Origin of the sequence: Paenibacillus plantiphilus, assembly GCF_927798095.1 — a bacterium.
Taxonomy (GTDB): Bacteria; Bacillota; Bacilli; order Paenibacillales; family Paenibacillaceae; genus Paenibacillus_Z; species Paenibacillus_Z plantiphilus.
Map to the genome: position 1 here is coordinate 1 of NZ_CAKMMF010000011.1, position 18,336 is coordinate 18,336.

General features: G+C 50.0%; 19 protein-coding genes. 2 read left to right on the forward strand and 17 right to left on the reverse strand.

Going from position 1 to position 18,336, the window contains the following annotated elements; translation table 11 throughout:
* Positions 1-316 precede the first annotated feature (316 nt).
* Positions 317-1,198, reverse strand: a complete 882-nt coding sequence (locus L6H65_RS11210) for a nucleotidyltransferase-like protein (protein ID WP_236341944.1) — start codon at positions 1,196-1,198, stop codon at positions 317-319.
* Positions 1,199-1,334: 136 nt separating this feature from the next.
* Here L6H65_RS11210 and L6H65_RS11215 point away from each other — a divergent pair, with 136 nt between their 5' ends.
* Positions 1,335-1,691, forward strand: coding sequence for a YgzB family protein (locus tag L6H65_RS11215; protein WP_236341946.1), 357 nt, complete (start codon positions 1,335-1,337; stop codon positions 1,689-1,691).
* A gap of 108 nt (positions 1,692-1,799) precedes the next feature.
* Here L6H65_RS11215 and L6H65_RS11220 read toward each other — a convergent pair whose 3' ends face one another.
* The 8 genes from L6H65_RS11220 to L6H65_RS11255 all read right to left on the reverse strand — a co-directional run bounded on the left by L6H65_RS11220 (position 1,800) and on the right by L6H65_RS11255 (position 12,099).
* On the reverse strand, positions 1,800-3,527 hold the full coding sequence (locus L6H65_RS11220; protein WP_236341948.1) for a glycosyl hydrolase family 18 protein: 1,728 nt from the start codon (positions 3,525-3,527) through the stop codon (positions 1,800-1,802).
* A 118-nt stretch (positions 3,528-3,645) separates the two neighbouring features.
* Positions 3,646-4,077: a peroxide-responsive transcriptional repressor PerR gene (perR, locus tag L6H65_RS11225; RefSeq protein ID WP_236341968.1), complete on the reverse strand. Its 432-nt coding sequence runs from the start codon at positions 4,075-4,077 to the stop codon at positions 3,646-3,648.
* 73 nt (positions 4,078-4,150) lie between these two features.
* Entirely contained in the window at positions 4,151-6,148 is a 1,998-nt protein-coding gene (locus L6H65_RS11230; protein ID WP_236341970.1) for a DUF4097 family beta strand repeat-containing protein, read from the reverse strand.
* 49 nt (positions 6,149-6,197) lie between these two features.
* Positions 6,198-6,908 carry an MgtC/SapB family protein gene (locus tag L6H65_RS11235; protein ID WP_236341972.1) on the reverse strand — a complete coding sequence of 237 codons (711 nt, stop codon included), beginning with the start codon at positions 6,906-6,908 and terminating at the stop codon, positions 6,198-6,200.
* A 121-nt stretch (positions 6,909-7,029) separates the two neighbouring features.
* Positions 7,030-8,472: an Asp-tRNA(Asn)/Glu-tRNA(Gln) amidotransferase subunit GatB gene (gene gatB, locus L6H65_RS11240; protein ID WP_236341974.1), complete on the reverse strand. Its 1,443-nt coding sequence runs from the start codon at positions 8,470-8,472 to the stop codon at positions 7,030-7,032.
* Between the two features lie 37 nt (positions 8,473-8,509).
* Positions 8,510-9,967, reverse strand: coding sequence for an Asp-tRNA(Asn)/Glu-tRNA(Gln) amidotransferase subunit GatA (gene gatA / locus L6H65_RS11245; RefSeq protein WP_236341982.1), 1,458 nt, complete (start codon positions 9,965-9,967; stop codon positions 8,510-8,512).
* An 81-nt stretch (positions 9,968-10,048) separates the two neighbouring features.
* Positions 10,049-10,336, reverse strand: a complete 288-nt coding sequence (gatC, locus tag L6H65_RS11250) for an Asp-tRNA(Asn)/Glu-tRNA(Gln) amidotransferase subunit GatC (protein ID WP_236342549.1) — start codon at positions 10,334-10,336, stop codon at positions 10,049-10,051.
* A gap of 167 nt (positions 10,337-10,503) precedes the next feature.
* The gene (locus tag L6H65_RS11255) at positions 10,504-12,099 is read right to left on the reverse strand and encodes a copper amine oxidase N-terminal domain-containing protein (protein WP_236341984.1); all 1,596 of its coding nucleotides are present in this window, start codon (positions 12,097-12,099) and stop codon (positions 10,504-10,506) included.
* A gap of 207 nt (positions 12,100-12,306) precedes the next feature.
* On the opposite strand from L6H65_RS11255, the gene L6H65_RS11260 reads away from it, so the two are divergent.
* Entirely contained in the window at positions 12,307-13,158 is an 852-nt protein-coding gene (locus tag L6H65_RS11260; protein WP_236341986.1) for a hypothetical protein, read from the forward strand.
* Between the two features lie 142 nt (positions 13,159-13,300).
* On the opposite strand, the gene L6H65_RS11265 is transcribed toward L6H65_RS11260, so the two are convergent.
* The 8 genes from L6H65_RS11265 to L6H65_RS11300 all read right to left on the reverse strand — a co-directional run bounded on the left by L6H65_RS11265 (position 13,301) and on the right by L6H65_RS11300 (position 18,294).
* The gene (locus tag L6H65_RS11265; protein WP_236341994.1) at positions 13,301-13,684 is read right to left on the reverse strand and encodes an ATPase; all 384 of its coding nucleotides are present in this window, start codon (positions 13,682-13,684) and stop codon (positions 13,301-13,303) included.
* Between the two features lie 131 nt (positions 13,685-13,815).
* Positions 13,816-14,601 carry an ABC transporter permease gene (locus L6H65_RS11270; RefSeq protein WP_236341996.1) on the reverse strand — a complete coding sequence of 262 codons (786 nt, stop codon included), beginning with the start codon at positions 14,599-14,601 and terminating at the stop codon, positions 13,816-13,818.
* Positions 14,598-15,518 (reverse strand): ABC transporter ATP-binding protein, encoded by a 921-nt coding sequence (locus L6H65_RS11275; RefSeq protein WP_236341998.1) that lies wholly within the window; start codon positions 15,516-15,518, stop codon positions 14,598-14,600. The genes L6H65_RS11270 and L6H65_RS11275 overlap by 4 nt, the downstream gene beginning before the upstream one ends.
* 3 nt (positions 15,519-15,521) lie before the next feature.
* Positions 15,522-15,725 (reverse strand): PLDc N-terminal domain-containing protein, encoded by a 204-nt coding sequence (locus L6H65_RS11280; protein WP_236342000.1) that lies wholly within the window; start codon positions 15,723-15,725, stop codon positions 15,522-15,524.
* 52 nt (positions 15,726-15,777) lie between these two features.
* On the reverse strand, positions 15,778-15,984 hold the full coding sequence (locus tag L6H65_RS11285) for a sigma-Y antisigma factor component (RefSeq protein ID WP_236342002.1): 207 nt from the start codon (positions 15,982-15,984) through the stop codon (positions 15,778-15,780).
* Positions 15,972-16,382 carry a DUF5345 family protein gene (locus L6H65_RS11290; protein ID WP_236342004.1) on the reverse strand — a complete coding sequence of 137 codons (411 nt, stop codon included), beginning with the start codon at positions 16,380-16,382 and terminating at the stop codon, positions 15,972-15,974. Before L6H65_RS11290 ends, L6H65_RS11285 begins: the two co-directional genes overlap by 13 nt.
* Entirely contained in the window at positions 16,351-16,923 is a 573-nt protein-coding gene (gene sigY / locus L6H65_RS11295) for an RNA polymerase sigma factor SigY (protein ID WP_236342013.1), read from the reverse strand. Before sigY ends, L6H65_RS11290 begins: the two co-directional genes overlap by 32 nt.
* A gap of 147 nt (positions 16,924-17,070) precedes the next feature.
* Entirely contained in the window at positions 17,071-18,294 is a 1,224-nt protein-coding gene (locus L6H65_RS11300; RefSeq protein ID WP_307728328.1) for a M24 family metallopeptidase, read from the reverse strand.
* Positions 18,295-18,336 lie beyond the last annotated feature (42 nt).

The following is an 18,336-nucleotide window of genomic DNA, read 5'->3' on the forward strand; positions in this document are numbered from 1 at the left end:
TAGCTCATCGCTGACTTACATTTAAAACCTGTTTGACAGGTCGCTCATTGTTCAGTTTTCAAAGAACAAATTCTTGTTTATCTCGTCGTCACCTCTCAGCGGCGACTTGATTAATATATCACAGTTGCCTACTCGATTGCAAGTACTTTTTTTAAAAAGTTTTTGCCGTCCATTTAATCTCTTAGATGAACTCGTGAGGCGGTAAGAAGTAATTTATCATATCAACGGATAATTAGTCAAGCATAAATTCAAAAAAAGAACACTGCATGCACACAGTGTTCTTTCCCTTCATATAAGGAACAAAATAAAAGCTATTTCACTTCGGAATATTGCACCGATACCGCAGCTCCAAAACATCTGCAGCTCCCGTATCTGGAAGTGCGGCTACTTCTTCTATATAGCCTCGTATAGCCAGCTTCTGAATTAACAATGACAATTCAATATGCAAGGCGGCAATCAGCGGATGCATCTGTATTTCCATTACACTCCACGGTTCCTCGCGACTCGACAAGATCGAGAACAGCAGTGTGCAGCTCGATTTCATCTTGCTCATGGCAGAGAATTCACAAGCAAGCAGAACAAGACGGACTCGCTGCTCCAACGTTTCCGGACTAACAGTAAGCTCTTCGTACAGCTTATATATGCCTGGATTAAACCGCCTCATCTGTTTCCATACCGTCAGCTCGGGATGGACACCCGCTTCAATTAATGCGATATGAGCCCAGTGATTAAGCGAGGTTAATATACTGCTGTAGGCATCCAATAAATTATTATCCTTCAAATCCTGCTTGGCCCTCAAATAGGTCCTTATAAAGTAGGTGAACTCAACGAGCTGTTTTTGCTCACGAAGAGCAACAGGAAAGATAAGCAGCCGTTCCCTGATCTGAAGCAAATATAGATCCCGATCTAATAGTATCTCTCCGCGTACGAGCCATTCGATAATACTGCGCTTCTCGCCGCTGGCGATCCATTGTTCCAGCTGCTTCGGATTAACTGTCATAATTTTGACACGTTCTTCACCAATCCGTATATGCTCCGTACTTCGGCTCGCTTCAAATTCTGTAGAAATGCTGAGCACCAATAGATCCAGCCCATCAATAAGCGGACTGTACGGATAGGGGTTGTCGATCACCGCAAGGCTGATCACTGTATCGTTGTGCTCGTATTTTTGTTTAAAATGTGTTTTTATATGTTCCACGGTTATCCTCCATATAGCTTCATTCGGCAGTTTGAGCTATAATGATTTCGCAGTTTAATTCTTGTTCGACAATGCCAGTCTGGTTTCCTGCATGCTTGCGGAGAAATCCACTTCGATTGTCAGAAAGGAACAAATCATGTTTTTTAAATCCAGTAAAATCAATGAATTCCGTCTATGGGGACTCATGTTCACTCTGGCTGGAATGGGACTTATGATAGCAGGAACAGCCGGAATCGTCTTTTGGGGACAAGCAGGTAAAATTTTCGCCGCCATCTTCATGGTTATTGGCATGATCGGAATGCTTCTCAGCGTAGGCGTCTATTTCTGGGCCGGGATGCTCTCTACCAGCGCAGTCATTCTAACCTGTCCAGAATGTCATAGACAAACGAAAATGCTTGGCAAAACAGACCGCTGCATGTATTGTAAAACAATCATTACGCTTGACCCGAGTAAAGCAACTCACATGCCTGCTGAAGATCCCGTGGTTGACTAGGCTTCCCAGCTATAATGGGGGAACCGCCTTCCAGATGACAAACATAACAATGCCCCTCGCACAACATATTACGTTGTACGAGGGGCATTATTATGTTGCAGCGAAAGGTTACGGTCGTTTATTTAATGATTGATGAATAATATCCCATACATCATCGGATTGAAATGCCCGCTGCCAGGTGGCTATGCCGGCCAAGTTGTATTTCTTCACTAATGCGGTTCTGGCTTTAATAGATAGTGAATCCTCCAGCCAAATTCGTTTCTTCGCGCCGTCTTCGGTATATTCTACGTAATTCTGGCCTGCTTGCTCGTCCAACACCGGCTTAAGCTTCTGCTCTGCAATGATTTTGCTGACAGCTTCCATTCCCAATGCTTTCGAGCTAACCTTCACCGTTCCGCTCTCATCCTTCTTTTCCGTCCATAACCGGGTATATAACGGCATTCCGAGCACTAATTTGTCCGCTGGAACTTCATCCTCCTCTAATATACGCAGTATGGATTGCTCTACCCAAGGCAGTGATGCTACTGATCCCGCTTTCGGACTTGATGCCCAATGCTCGTCATAGGCCATGATCATCATATAATCAACTACTTTGCCTAGTGCAGCGCGGTCGAGGAACACGGACCACATCTCGCTGTTGGATTTGGGTGTGACATCAATAGATACGACAAGATTCCCTTCATGGAGCAGCGGTGTCAGCTCACGAACAAACTGCACGAGATTCGCCTTATCCGCAGTGTGTACATTCTCGAAGTCGATATTAATTCCCTGCAGCTTGTACAATTCCGCATAGGCGATCAGCTGTTGAATCATATGAAATCGGGATTCGACTGTAGCGAGCGCTTGGGTGGTACGGTCAGGCTCGAAGCCGTTGCTGAACAATCCCCACACCTGCATCCCTTTCTTATGCGCCCAGTTTACATAGGAGCGATCCGCCTTGCTGCTAATGTCGCCCTTGCCATTGATCAGCTCGAACCATGTAGGGCTCACTACATTAACCCCGTTTAATGGTCCGATCTTGCTCGTATTCGGTGTTTTCGTATATACGGCTTCCCAGGTCATATTAATTTTACTGCCCAGCAGCTTCCATGCAATAAAGGGCGGCTCCGTCTTCAGCGGCTCAATCCTCTCCACATCCGTTAAAGCCAAATCCCCTTTGGCCATATAACCAAGGACGCCATTGCTGCTTTGAACACGATACCAGCCATCCTGCTCTCCCCATATGCGGACAGTCTCCGCCTGCAAGACACGGTGCACGATTGGAGCGCGTATCGTTGGTTCTGTGCGAATTGCCGTTTCCTCGGGCGCCTCGGCTTGCTGCACCGATTGTTCCGCTAGCAGAATAGTGACGATATCAGACTTGCTGTCATATTCCACTTGAATGCCGTACATCTCCTCAAGCGGAGCTGTTGGAATATAAACAAGCTTGTCCTTCACTTCAGCAGCAAAACGCAATTCGTACGGTTTGCTATTAATGCGGGCAGTCAAACTGTTCGTCTTCAAATGAAGCACTTTATGCGCATTTGTAAGCACGATAGAGCCCGTCTTCTCCTCATAATGAACCGCATCGGCAAGTTCTAGCGCTTGCTGCACGACGGGCAGCGGTACTTTTACAGAGCCATCCTCAATAATTGCACTTTCCTTCAATACACTGCCCTTTACTATTATGGGATGAGATTTGCCATATTCGGGCGTGACCTCTTCATTGTTCGGAACGAATCGCTGCCAGCCAAACCAAATTACTGCTGCCATGGCGATAAGTCCACATATAAGGACAAGCCATTTTAACGAACCGCCCTCACGACGGCGGCGCCCCCTGATCTGTACGGTTTCCACGTCTCTCCTTCTCCTCCTGTTGTCAACGATTCCTTACTGGAAATAAAAAACGCGCAGATGACGAGTGATGCGCTCACCCTCTGCACGTTTGATTCTTGTATCCGACTTGTTCAATCTATCAGGATGTTGGTTTCGCACATTCCGCACAAAATCCGTATATTTCCATGCGATGTCCATGCACCTTGAAGCCTGTTTCTCTGGATGCCACGGCCTCCACCTCTGTCAGAGGAGGATAATCAAAGTCTTCAATCTTGCCGCAGCTGCGGCATATCGCATGATAATGCTCGGATAAATCAGCGTCAAACCGGCTTGAGTCATCACCGTAGGTCAACTCGCGAACGAGTCCGGCTTCTACAAACAGCCTCAGATTATTATATATTGTCGCTACGCTCATGCTAGGAAAAGCAGGTGAAAGTGACTTATAGATCTCATCAGCTGTAGGGTGAGTCATAGAATTCATTAGAAAACTCAAGATAGCATGACGCTGCGGGGTCATACGGACGCCGGTACTCTTCAACTGCTCCAACGCTTCCTCAACGGTCGCACCCATGCCCTTCACGTCCTTTCTGCTTCATTAGAACCATTGTACGTGCTTGCTTTTCATTTTGTCAATGAACAGGGGCTCATTTCGGGATGTAACGATTAACCGCGATACTGCTGTTTGCGTCTATATTGATTCGATATTCCGGAATGCCGATATCGCCTGTTATCGTTTTTTTGCTTGTTATAAGCGGAAGATCCGTGGTGATTGTGCCAAAGGTAACCGAGCCGTTGACGGTATAATGCCCGGTATCCGGTACGACGATGTTAATCTCGCCGATCGAGCTGTCGATATTCCAATCCCCGCCTACAACAGCGCTTTGAATATCAATGTTGCCGTTAAGCGTATCGGCAGTAATGGATGCATCCGCTTCACGAATCTTGATTTCTCCATTCTTGGTATCAACAGCCGTATTGCCCTTGATCCGGTCCAGCTCGATGTTGCCGCTCAAAGTCGATCCCTGCATGTCGCCAACAATACGCATCGCTTTGATATTGCCATTATAGGTGTCAAGCTGTACATGGCCTGTAATGTCCTGAGCTTCAATCCGTCCATTCTTCGTTTCAGCCTTCACTGAAGCGGTTAGATGGCGCAGCGTAATTTCCCCGTTGGTCACCTTTACCTGAGCGCCGCCAGTAAATACAAGACCCGAAATGTCAACAGAACCATTGCTTACATGAAGGGTAAGCTCTGTTTCTACCTCTTCCTCGTTAGCTTCGTTAGCATCATCAGCCTCGTTATTACTCGTTGAATCCCCGCTTGAAGAGTTCTGCGCATCGCCTTCGGCTTCGGTCGATCCATTGCCTCCACCGGGATTGACTCCAGATTCCCCTCCGTTATCCGGGACTACTGATCCTTCCTTGACGTCCTCTACTGTTGTAGACGAAACAAGCGGCTCCGAAGTTTCATCGGGTCCACGCAATGAATTTGAATTTATCTTGGCTGCACTCAGATGCTGGCCAAATTGCGAATGCGCAGGAATGGTAACTCTTATATTTATACGCGGCTTACGGCTGCCATTATCACTATAAGATTGCCCTTTCGCCTCAATGGTTACCGTCTCGCCCTCGCTTACTGCAACTATGGAGCCATCTGCAACGCTGTCTGCCTCCTGCTGATCCTTGGCATCCACCCATATGACCGTTTCCACCTCGATTTCAGACACGTCGCCCTTGCGCAAGGTCACTTTACCATTCGGATTATCGATGGAAATTTTCGTTGTATCTTTTCCGACAGGGATTGTCTGTACTTCCTTCTCATATTTAAAGCCCTTTTCTTCGCCATAGTCGCTTAGTCCCGTCAAATTCACCTTCAAGTCGTCCAGCCATTGAAAGGGCATCGCCGCATATTGTGTCACGACGAAAGCTGTAACCGCTATGATTGCTGCGAAGAAGCTGCCCAATATATCGAATGAAATTCGCTTATTGTTAGAACGAAATACAAAGCTGAAAATTACAACCTCAATTCCTAGCAGCACAAATGCGGCAGGCCACCATTGCCCCAGCAGCTCAATGTCATTGCGCCCCTTTATCCGATCCCACAGCAGTAAGCCGCCTACTAAAATAATTATGCTCGCTGCGGTGAATCGCCCCATCCTGAGCATTTTCCTCCCCCTCCTTGCAACAATAGCTAACGCGATGATGATAAGTCCTATTCCGGGTCCGTATACACCAACTGCATCCAGCCAAGGCGAGAGTACATGAGGCGATCGGACAAGCCCGAGCAGCAGCAAGCCTATCGCGATAACGGCTACCCCCTGCAGGGCGCTTTTTATAAGGCCGGAGCTACTCGTCTCCAGCGGACTGCTGCCTTCTTTGAGCCTTGCCAATTGCTGCAGTGTATCAAATACGCTGTAGAACCAAAATAACGGCAGTGCAAGCCCAAGATAGACAAGAAGCAGCGCGAACCTGCCTCCTCCTTCATCTGCAAAGCGGATAATAGCAACAATGTCCGTAATAGTGCCCGTGAGCAGCACAAGCCCCCTTAGATGGAAGCCTAGTACTAAATGACCTGTCCCAGGGATAAGAAAGGCAAGCAATGACGCTAATTTTCGATTAAATCGCTTATGTTCGTGCATCATGTTTAGCCCCCTTCAAGAACCTGCTCGTGCTCGTGATGTTCATTATACGCTATTCTGCTTTTACAGCATGTACGCCATCAAGCTCTCTTATGTCTTCGATCAATGCCATTACCGCCTCCGCCTTCGGAAGAGTGACAAATACTTGCAGTGTTACTTGCTTGCCCCGGTTATGATCAGTAAATTCGTTCACGGCGATTTCACGTATGCGCACACCGCGTTCGATCAGGATGGAGTTGATGGCCCGAAGAAGCACGGATCGATCATCGGATTCGATCTTGAACAGATATTGCTTCTTGCCCTTCACATATTTCCGTTCGATTTTGTTAAGTGCCCAAAGAATAAGCAGCACAAGCACTGTCGACGTGACGGAGGCAAAATAAAACCCGGAGCCGACAGCAAGTCCTATTGCCGATACGACCCATAATGATGCCGCCGTAGTCAAGCCTGTTATTGATTTTCCTGTGAATAGAATTGTCCCTGCGCCCAGAAAGCCGATGCCTGTAATAACCGCTGCCGCCAAACGGGCAGGGTCAACCCGTACATTAGGCTCGTCAACGAAGTCAGAGAAGCCGTAAATGGAGAGCATCATAAGCAGACAAGAGCCCAGGCATACGAGAATATTCGTTCTAAGCCCTGCGGCATGATTGGACTGCTCCCGCTCAAATCCAATTAACCCGCCCAAGCAAACGGCAAGCATGAGCCGAATAAAAATATGCAGTTCATCAATGAACCACGGATTAAAGCTGCTCAAGAGCGTCATCAGGACCCCCGACCTTTCTCTGTCTAGTACTTATTGCATATTGTAACATATTCTATGCACCAGCTCGTTTAAAAAAGCCGACCATCCGCGGGTGGGATAGTCGGCGAGCTGTGCCTTGCTATTAACGGTTCAAGCGTTCCAGCAGCAATTTGTTGACTAGCGCCGGATTCGCCTTTCCTTTTGTTTCCTTCATTACTTGACCGACGAGGAAGCCGATTGCTTTCTCCTTGCCCGCTTTGAAGTCCTCTACAGACTGCGGGTTCGCCGTCACGATGCTGTCTACGATGCCAGCAATCGCACCTTCATCGCTAATTTGAACAAGACCCTGCTCCTCGACGATTTGCTGAGGACCTTTGCCGCTCTCCAGCATCTCCTTGAAGACAGTCTTGGCAATTTTGCTGCTGATTGTTCCCTTCTCCATCAGACCGATCATCTCGCCTAGTCCTTGACCGGTAATCTTGACGTCGGCCAGCTCCAGATTGCCTGCGTTGAGATAACCGAGCAAATCGCCCATAATCCAGTTCGCTACCGACTTGGCATCCTTCGTAAACCCAAGACTTTCCTCGAAAAAGTCTGCCAGCTTCTTGGATGAGGTGATCACTTCCGCATCATAGGAGGAGAGGCCAAGCTCAGCGGTATAACGCGCCTTCCGCGCATCCGGCAGCTCTGGGATCGATGCTTGGACGCGCACCTTCCATTCCTCATCGATATAGATCCGTACCAGATCCGGGTCCGGGAAGTAACGGTAATCATGCGCTTCTTCCTTGCTTCGCATCGTAAAGGTTTTGCCCTGTGCTTCATCCCAGCGCCGGGTCTCCTGAACGACGATGCCGCCGCTGTCCAGAATGTCCGCTTGACGAATCTGCTCGTACTCCAGTCCACGCTGAACGCCGCGGAAGGAGTTCATGTTCTTAAGCTCCGCTCTGATGCCGAACTTCTCTTGTCCATACGGACGCAAGCTCACGTTGGCATCGCAGCGCAGAGAGCCTTCCTCCATCTTGACATCGGAAACTTCACAATACAGCATAATCGCTTTAAGCTTCTCCAGATAAGCCTTTGCTTCCTCAGGGGTGCGAATGTCAGGCTCCGATACGATCTCAACCAGCGGTGTTCCTACACGGTTGAAGTCTACAAGCGATGCAAAGCCGCCATCGACGTGAGTGAGCTTGCCGGCGTCCTCTTCCAGATGAAGGCGCGTAATTCCGATTCGCTTCGTCGTGCCGTTCACCTCGATATCCAGCCAGCCATTCTCGCCAATTGGCTTGTCAAATTGAGAAATCTGATAGGCCTTGGGCGAATCCGGATAAAAGTAGTTTTTGCGGTCGAATTTGCTCACATCGGCAATCTCGCAATTAAGCGCCATTGCCGCTTTCATCGCGAATTCCAGCGCTTGCCGGTTCAATACCGGCAGAACGCCGGGATGTCCAAGACAAATCGGACATGTATGGGTATTCGGCGGAGCGCCGAACGATGTGGAGCAGCCGCAGAAAATTTTGCTATTCGTATGCAGCTCCACATGCACTTCGAGCCCTACTACCGTTTCATATTTGCTTGCTTCCACCATTGCTTTAGCCCTCCTGCTTCCTTAACATCCGCAAGCGTTACAGCTGCGGGCGCGCTTTGTGATGATCGGTATGCTGCTCGAACGCATGCGCAGCTCGCAGCACGGTACGCTCGTCAAACGCTTTGCCGATAATTTGCAGTCCGACGGGCAGGCCGTCCGCGAAACCACATGGGATGCTTATAGCAGGAACGCCTGCCAAGCTGACTGGTATGGTGCAAATATCGTTCAAGTACATCGTCAAAGGATCGCCCACCTGCTCGCCGATGCGGAATGCCGCGGTTGGAGCAGTCGGTCCGATAATAAGATCATAATTGTTAAATACGTTGTCAAAGTCCTGCTTGATCAGCGTACGGACCTTTTGCGCCTTCAAATAATAAGCGTCGTAATAGCCGGAGCTAAGCGCATAGGTTCCAAGCATAATCCGGCGTTTCACCTCATCTCCGAAGCCTTGGCTCCGGGATTTGCGGTACAGGTCGATCAGGTTGTCCGGATCGTCCGCCCGAACGCCATATCGAACGCCATCGAAACGAGCGAGGTTTGAGGAAGCCTCTGACGAAGCCAATAAGTAATAGGTGGCCACAGCATACTCCGTATGCGGCAGCGACACTTCCTCCCAGGTTGCGCCAAGGCTTTCGAATTGCTTTAGTGCAGCCAGCACCGCTTCCTTCACCTTGGGATCGATCCCTTGTCCCAAATATTCCTTAGGCACGCCAATGCGCAGCCCCTTCACATCGCCGCTCAATGCGCCAACATAATCAGGAATCTCTACATTCGCGGATGTGGAATCCATCTCGTCATACCCCGCAATGGCTTGAAGCACATAAGCGGAATCTTCAACATTCTTCGTAAGCGGGCCAATCTGGTCCAGCGAAGACGCAAAGGCTACCAGGCCGAAACGGGACACAAGCCCATAAGTCGGCTTCAGCCCCACGATTCCGCAATAAGCTGCAGGCTGCCGGATGGAACCGCCCGTATCAGAGCCCAGTGAGAAATATACTTGTCCCGCTGCTACGGAAGCAGCAGAGCCGCCGCTTGAGCCGCCCGGAACATAGTCGGTATTCCATGGATTGCGGGTCGGATAGAAGCTGGAGTTCTCGTTGGAGCCGCCCATTGCGAACTCATCCATATTGAGCTTGCCGATTGTAATCGACTGCGCTGCGCTCAGCTTTTTAACAGCCGTACCGCTGTAGATAGGATCATAATTGCGCAAAAGCTGGCTCGCGCATGTGGTGAGCAATCCTTCGGTTACGATATTATCCTTAATGCCAGCAGGCAATCCAAACAGGAGGCCGCGCTCACCGCCCTGCTGAAGCTGGTTGTCCAGCTCGGAAGCAGCAGCGCGAGCGCCCTCCTCGTTCAATGTAAGAAAGGCTTGTATGGAAGTGTCCGTCTCCGCTATACGGCGGTAAGAGGCATCCACAAGATCGCCTACGGACAATTCTTTACTTGTCAGCTTGTTATGTATTTCCTGAAGGCGCAAATCAAAGAGTGCCAACAGTCGTTCCTCCCTTCAACACTCGCCTCGCTTGCAAGAGCGGGCGGTTCATTCCGATTGGACAGTCGGAGATCATTGCTGCTACTCCAGCACCGCCGGCACTTTAAACTGGCCGTCTTCCTCATCCGGAGCATTCTTGAGCGCGATCTCCACTGTAACGGATTCCTTCACAACGTCATCTCTCATGACATTCGTTACCGGCAGCACATGGCTTGTCGGCTCCACCTGCTCTGTATCCAACTCGTTGAGCTTCTCAGCATATTTCAATATGGCGTTCAGCTGACCGGTGAATTGTTCCTTCTCACCCTCGGACAGCTCCAGCCGCGCCAGATTGGCGACATGCTCGACATCCTTCACTGTAATGCTCATGGGCGCGTCTTCCCCTCCATTCATTAGCTCATTCTTCCTATTATAGCGTAAGAGCGAGGATAAACTCAATGCAATTGAAGCATCGGTCCACCGCCTTTGTTTCTCGTCTATGCACAACAAAGACGCCCTAAGCAGCAGGACGTCTTTGTTAAATGAAATTGTATTCATTACGGCAGCATCTTGGTCAGTGTAATCGTCCAATCCGTCTTGTTGTAATCCACTTTCCAGCCATAAAGCTCTGCGATGAATCGTACAGGGACGAATAAGCGTTTGTCTATAACTCTGGCATAAGCGCCTAGCGTCCGATCCACTCCATTGAAGCTCATCTTCGACTGCCCGGCCCAGAATACAGCCGCATCGCTGCCAGACTGAATGACAGCTGTTTTCGTCTTGGGCGTCCATTGGACATTCGCGCCGATGCTCTCGGCCATGTATCGAACCGGGATATACGTGATTCCCGCATAGACATAAGGCGTTACATCCATTGTGAAGGCGGATACGTCATTTTTGATCGTTTTGCTGCCAACCTTCATCGTAACTGTAGATTGCTGCGGTGCAGGCGGCCGCGTTGTTTCTGATTCCGGAACCTGATAATTGAACTGGGCTGTAATTCCGCTCGCAAGCGAATCCGCTGTTACAAACATATGCGAATACGTGGCATGCATCTCATCAAAGGCCAGCTCATGGTCCTTCTGCACATATTTGTTGAAGCCGAATATCAAATGGTCAATATGCACTTTCAGCATGGCAGCTATTTCGAATTCCTTGAAATAAAGAGGGTTCGCAGCTGCGAAAAACTTCGCTTGGGCTGCGCGATATTTCTCCAAATCCTCTACCGCTTTGGCTCTGCCGTCAACATTATTGTTCGCAGTTGCTTTGGCGTAGTCAATCAAATATCCGATATGCGAGGCCCATAGTGTCTTGAACGCATCCGCGCTCGACTGGTCATAGATTGAACCGATCGCATCTGACAGCTCATTCGTGTTGCTGCTCAATGCTGCAGCTACAGCGTTGAAATCCGCCGCATTATCGACACTCTTCTGCATTGCGATTGTGCTTAGCGCGCCATGCTCGCCGAGCAATTGTCCCAATTGGGAACGAAGATTGGAGGCTTCTTCATTTTCCTTGAGCGGAGGATAGTTGCCCTTGTACTGATTGGAGATTCCAAGCGCCCATGCATCTCCTGTCTGGAACATATGACGGTACGCTCTGCGTGTTTGATCATAAGCCTCTGTATAGTCTTTTTTCACATAGGCATCGAAGGCTCCCAGAATGCGAGAGATGTGCATTTGCAGCTCGCCGGCGATGGTATCCTTATCAAAAAAACTCGGATTCGCATCTTCGAAAAATTGAGCCTGCTTCATTCGGTAGCTTTCCAGACTGCCTAATGCCTTCCTGCGGGCCTCATCGTCATTGGCCGCTGTCGCATTCGTGTAATCCACGAAGTAATCAATGTGCGAGGCCCATAGCTTTTCGAACGCATCGCCAGCATTCTCGCCATAAACCGCTGTGAAGGCCGCCGTCAAGCCGCTAGTGTTCTGCTTCAATGCTTCAACAGCTTGAGGTAATCCGGATGCTTTGTCATAGCCCTTCTGCATCGCAACGACCGACAAAAGCACATGCTCCCCAAGCAGCTGACCGAACTTAGCCCGCAAATCTTGTGTGGAGCCGGTTACACTTTGCTGCTTCGCTGCAGCGATTGTAGGTACCAGCAGCAGCAAACTAAGCAGAAGAAGACCCATCTTTGAACGCAATCCTATCATGCACATCTCTCCCTTTACCATGTATAGTTTCTGTATATTTTTCTTGACATGATGGAATTACACACGACATGCCCACTTTGAATCTCAGTTTTAAGTGAATTTTCAGTTTGAACTCATCCTGCTCTTATATTCCCTTCATCCTAAATTAAGGTAGCACGCCCATACTCATTCTTGTGCCTCAACAAAAAACGATCAGGAGATGATGGAATGAACAAGGTTATAAAAGCAGTTGGCATCTCAGCAGCGCTGGCAGTTATGATCCCTCTTAGCGCATATGCAGCGAGCAGTGTCAATGACACCAAAACTACGGCCGCAACGACTATCAATGCAACAAAAGCAAGCGAAGGTGACACCGTTAAGCCGGGAAGAGAGCATGGTATTGGGTTCGGATTCGGCGGAGCTATAAGCCAGCAATTGCTGGACCTGCTGAAGCTCGATCAGGAATCATTGAAGGAGATGCTGACAGCAGGCAGCACACTGGCTCAAGCCGCTGAGCAGCAAGGCGTGACGCGCGAGCAGCTCAAAAAAGCGTTAAACGACGAATTCAAGGAGAAGCAGGCAGAGCAGTTGAAGCAGTTCGAGACGAATCTGGACAGTATGGTGGATGGCAAGCTGGGCGAATTCGACAAGTTGGACAGCAAGGGAAAAGGCGGACTATTCGGCAAAGGGATGGCCGGCGTATTGGATACCGCAGAGCTGGCTAAGCTGCTCGGAATAACGGAGGATGCGCTCAAGGAATCTCTCGCGTCAGGCCAATCACTCGCTGAGTTGGCGAAGGAGAAGGGCGTCGATATCGGAAAGCTGACCGAAACGTTGAAAAGCGCTGCTGTGGAAGGGATCAACACGGCAGTTGCCGATGGAAAATTGACGCAGGAGCAGGCGAACAAGCAAATCGAAAATCTCGATGCGCGGATTGAGAAGCTCGTGAACAGCGAAGGCTTCAAAGGCGGATTGCGTGGAGGCCATGGTGGCGGTGATCGCGGTCGCGGAGCTGTCGAAGGACAAGCGGCTGATGGCGCGAAAGAAACTGCTGCTGCCGCAGCAAGCACAGGCCAATAGCTGTATTGCGACATGCGCAATAAGGAGCTTGGCAGCAGAGTGATCGGCTGAAACAGAAAAAAGAGAGCTCGGAACGTCGGAATGACGGTTCCAGCTCTCTTTTGCAGGCTGCAGAAGGTGTGATGACCCTCCCGCTAATCTATTATATCCACGCCTTCAAATTCACTTGGCGAATAAATTCTTCCCGGCTCTGCGCTTCTTCATTCCCTATGCTAACATCGGGTGTCTCAGCCTCGTCACCGTTCATTACGCGATGGAACAGTTCTTCATTGCCCGTTGCAAGCGCAAAATCAATTAACGCATCGCGCTGCGTACGCTCCGCTTCTTCCCTGATCAGCACTTCCTCCAATTCGATGTCCATGGAAGGCACATAGAAGTTGCGGTTTACTTTCGGTACGCGAAGAACGTAGTCGAAGACATTGTCTGCATTACGATCATAAGCAATGACATAACCATATTCCCCAATGGGGAGATTCTGTTCGAACATATCCGACACTATTACGACTTTCTGCCCTAGCTTGAGCATATTCTCCACCCCTGTCTTCACCCATCGTCTCTACTATCTCTATCCTACTAAAAAAAAGTAGCGAAGTCCAATTCACAGCGGCTTCATAGACAAATTAGGAGGGTAAGAACAGCTTGAATCGGACGTTTTTATTATACCGCTTCGATTGAAGGATGCTGGCGAAGATGCCAGACAGCAAGCGCAAGCGCCGCAATTATACTAATGATTGTGATGGAGACAACGGGCCATAATCCGCTTGCATGGCCGCTCATTAGCTGAGCAGCAGCCAGCTCTGTTAATTTGCCCGGACTCCACGCCAGCGCCTTAGGCAGGAGCGTGGTCGCAATGGACAATAGCGCTGCCGCTCCCAATGCGCTGAATGCCGCAGCGGCAGCGCTGCGCAGCAATGTGCTGAACAGTATCGTTACAGTGCCGACGAAGCCCAGCCACAATCCAAATAATAGGGAGCTGCCTGCCGCAGCCAGCAGGCTCACGCTACCAAACAATGCAGCCGTGTAATACCAGCCCGCTCCGTACCCAAGTCCAAATGAGATTGCAGTAATTGTCAGCATGGCGGCCCATTTGGCTGTTACAAAGGATGAATAGGCAACCGGCTTCACCAGAATCATTGCGGAAGTCCCGCTAAGACGCTCATTTGAGACGGTCCCCATTGAAATCAAGGCGATGATCAGCAGTCCCAGCGTACCGAATTGCTGCAAAGTCTGTACCATCACCCCGCTTGCTGTCAGTGTTGGAAGCTCGATAACTGTTCCTTCCGGCATATTGCCAGCTCCAGCGATAATTTCTGGAAGCATATAGCTCACTATAGGCTGTGATGCGCCCAGCAGAATGAAAACAACGGGAACCCATATCAGCTTGCCGCTGCGAATAAGCTCAAGCCACTCCTTGCGGTAAAGTACAAACCATTGGCTCATCATTCGGTCACCGCTTTCATAAACAAATCCTCAAGTGTTGTATGGCCGATTTCCAGCTTTGTCATTCGAACATCGGACTCCACCAGCTCAGCCAGCAAATTTCTTCTTGCGGCATTCACATCGTCAACGACAAGGCGCACCCCTCCGCTCAGGGCAGAATAAGTTTTCACATATGCCGGAGGAGTCTTCAGCCAGTTCTGAAGCCATTTGCGTGAATGCTCGTCCTGTTCAATCTCCAGAGACAGAATCGGCTGGCGATGCTCGCTGCGTATATCTTGAATTGATCCGCCAACCGCGATTCGCCCCGCTCTCATAATGAGCACGTCATCGCAAAGCTCCTCCGCATCATGAAGAACATGAGTCGAGAATAGAACGGTCGTCTCTAGCTTCAGACTGCGAAGCAGCTCCATAACCTCTCGTCTCCCGATCGGGTCGAGCGCTGAGACCGGCTCGTCCAGAATGAGCAGCTTCGGGCGGTGGATAAGCGCTTGAGCCAGCCCGAGCCGCTGCTTCATTCCGCCGGAATAACCGGCTATCCTTCTTTTCGCCGCTGACGCGATTCCGACGCGCTCCAGCAGCTCGCTGCTGCGGGTCTGCGCTTCCTTCGCACTCAGGCCGCATAATCTACCGGCATAGATAAGAAATTCACGGCCGGTCATCCAATTATAAAATGCCGGGACCTGAGGCAAGAAGCCGATTAACGACCTGCGGTCAGCCCCTGGCCCGATGCCATGAAATTCGATATCGCCCGATGTTGGGGCAATCAAACCGGTCAGCATGCGGATTGCAGTTGTTTTGCCTGCGCCGTTAGGCCCCAGAAGCGCTACACAACGGCCCTCATGTATGGTGAAGCCAATACTGTTCACCGCTTGGGTGCTTTCGAATGATTTGGTCAGCCCTTTAACTGTTAGCAGCGCCATATGCTAGGACGACCTCCTTCCAAAAACAAAGAACAGGACGGAGCCGATCAGATTGCCAAACAGAATAATCAACACCCACAGCAACTTGGGACCATTCACATCTTTAGACCGCGCACATACAACAAGCGCGATAATCATAAGCAGCAGTTGAAGCACAATTAACGGCGCTATAAGAATCAACAGCTTCTCTGAACTTATTGCGTCCATCTCTTATTTCCTCCTCGGGCAGCAAATATTGTGGCTGCGGCGTCTATCCGTTTCACTCGCGCTCGCGCTTTCGCTTCGACCAGTCAATGCGGACGACCAGCCAATATACGATAAGAGGCGTAGGGGCTTGAATCAATCCCCACAGCCCCCATAACCAAGGATAGCGGCTGTGACTGCGCGCATCGATAAATAACCAGGAGGATTGACATAACAATACAATCCCCACTAGTACTAGAATCCAAATATCTAATGTGTCCATTTGCGGCGCCCCTCCTTGCGGAATGAAGCACGCAGCAGAATCAGGCCTGCCGCGCCAAGAGTACCCAATTGCACGAACAGGAACACCTGAAGGCTGCTGTACAGGACAAACATCAGACCTGTAATAATGAAACTGCCAATTCCCCATAACAACAGCAGATCCCGCCATAACCGCGAGCGCACGACTTCTTTATGACTGCTGATCATCTGACTGATCGACTCTAATGAGGGGATATCAGGTGCAATGGAATGATCCCATTGATTCAGGGGCTCCTCAGCCAACGATTGAAACAAGGCTTCGCGCTCTTGCTCATCCGAAATTCCCTGCTGCTCATGGGAGGGTATTTGCCGATCCTCTTTACAATTGTTAAGGATAGACTTGCCGCTGCGTCTGCTCATCGCTGTTCAGTTCCTTTCTTAATTGCTTGAGTCCGTTATGCAATCGCGATTTCACTGTGCCTATGGGAATGTTCAACCACTGTGCAATCTCTTCATAAGCGTAGCCGTAATAATACTTGAGCAATATTGGAAGCCGAATGTCGTAGGAAAGCTTGCCCAGAGCATCCAAAGCATCATGCCATTCCGTGTTGCTCATGGCTGCGTCAAATCTGATTGCCTGAAGAGCCTGCTCATCATTTTGCCATTGACGCTCACGCTTCTTTTTACGCATCTCGTCTATATACAGCCTTGTGCCAATCGAGATCAGCCACGTTGAAAATTTGGATTTGCGCTGAAAGGTGTGTATTCGCTCTATCGCTCTCAGCATCGTGTCCTGTACGAGGTCCTCTGTCATCGACTTATTCATCGTTACCTTGAGCAGATAGCGATACAGCATCGCGTAATGATCACGCAGCAGACGAGCAAGCGCTTGCTCGTCTCCGCGAATAGCCTGCCCAATGATTGCATCGCTCTCTTCAGCTTGCAGCTCAACCGATGTCATCTTACGGACCTCTTTTCCCTCTATGAAGAACCATCCGTACAGCACTTTAGCAGCGGCGTTCCGAAATAAGACGTAGAAGGGTGCCATAATGTTCACTGGTTTGATAACTATTTTTTTCACCACCTGATTGTATGTGAGAGTGACGGGCTATGGAAGGATAATTAGTCCCTCTGGCGACCGAGTGAGCTGGCGAGGACCTTCATCCGTAATGAGATATGTATTCTCGATACCAACAACCCCTCGTCCTGGAAATGTGAATTTCGGCTCCACCGCCAGCACCATTCCGGGTGCCAGCAGATCGGTGAAGCCACGGGCAAGCACCGGCCATTCATCCACCTCAAGCCCGATGCCGTGTCCTAGAAACTTCACTTGATCCGCCCCAAATCCCATAAAGCTGGAGGATAAACCGGCGTCCGCCGCCAGCTCTAGTGAAGCAGCATAAATAGTCTCGCATGCAGTGCCAGGCAGCATCAGCTGCTCTACCTCATGTATGATCGCTTCTGAATGCGCATATGCTGCTGCCAGCTCATCCGGCAAGCTGCCAATAACCGCCGTACGCGTCTGATCAATGACATAACCGTCCACACAGCAGCCAACATCGATCAGAATCGGCTCATTCCGTTGAATCAGCTTGCGGCTTACACTTTGCGGAGCTCCAGGACCAAGTCCGCGACCGCCAGCCGGACCGTCAAAAGCGCTCGGTTCGGCAGCTGCCTCGCCAGAGCCAAGCATCCCCGTCATAATCTCCATGTTGTAGCTTCTCGTTCGCATAATGCCGACATGGCCTCGAATTCGCAGCTCATATTCGATACGCGCCATCAGCTCCAGCTCGCTTACCCCTTCCCTTAGCATGCCTAATGAGGCTGTCATTGCTTCTGCGACGACATTCGCCGCCGCCTCAATTCGTCCGATTTCCCATGCCGACTTGATCATTCTTATACGGCGCACGATTGCAGAACCGTCTATGAGAGTACTGTCACCGTCGCTTTGTATCATTTCGGCAAGCCTCATGAACTGATGAGCTGGCAGCACGTCCATCTCCGTGGCGATTCTAGCCGCTTGCTGCGCAAAGTGAACTGGATAATCATGTTCCAGTACTGTCCGGAAAGTGCGAAGCGATGGCATTGGCTCGACGCGGACGGCAGCTTCCTTACGCGCGCGATCAACACTTCTGCGTACATAGAAGATCGGATCGCCTTCTGCCGGCACTAGAGCATATCCCGCTTGCATCGAGCCTGTGAAGTAATATAAATTGACATTTTGAGTGACTAGAAAAGCGGATACCCCTGCCTGGCGCATAGCCAGCTGCAGGGCATGGATGCGCGTCCATACTTCCTCTGGCAGCAATGGTTGTTCTACTATTATGTTCACACTCGCACCGTCCCTTTTTGGCTTATTCCCCCATTACAACAA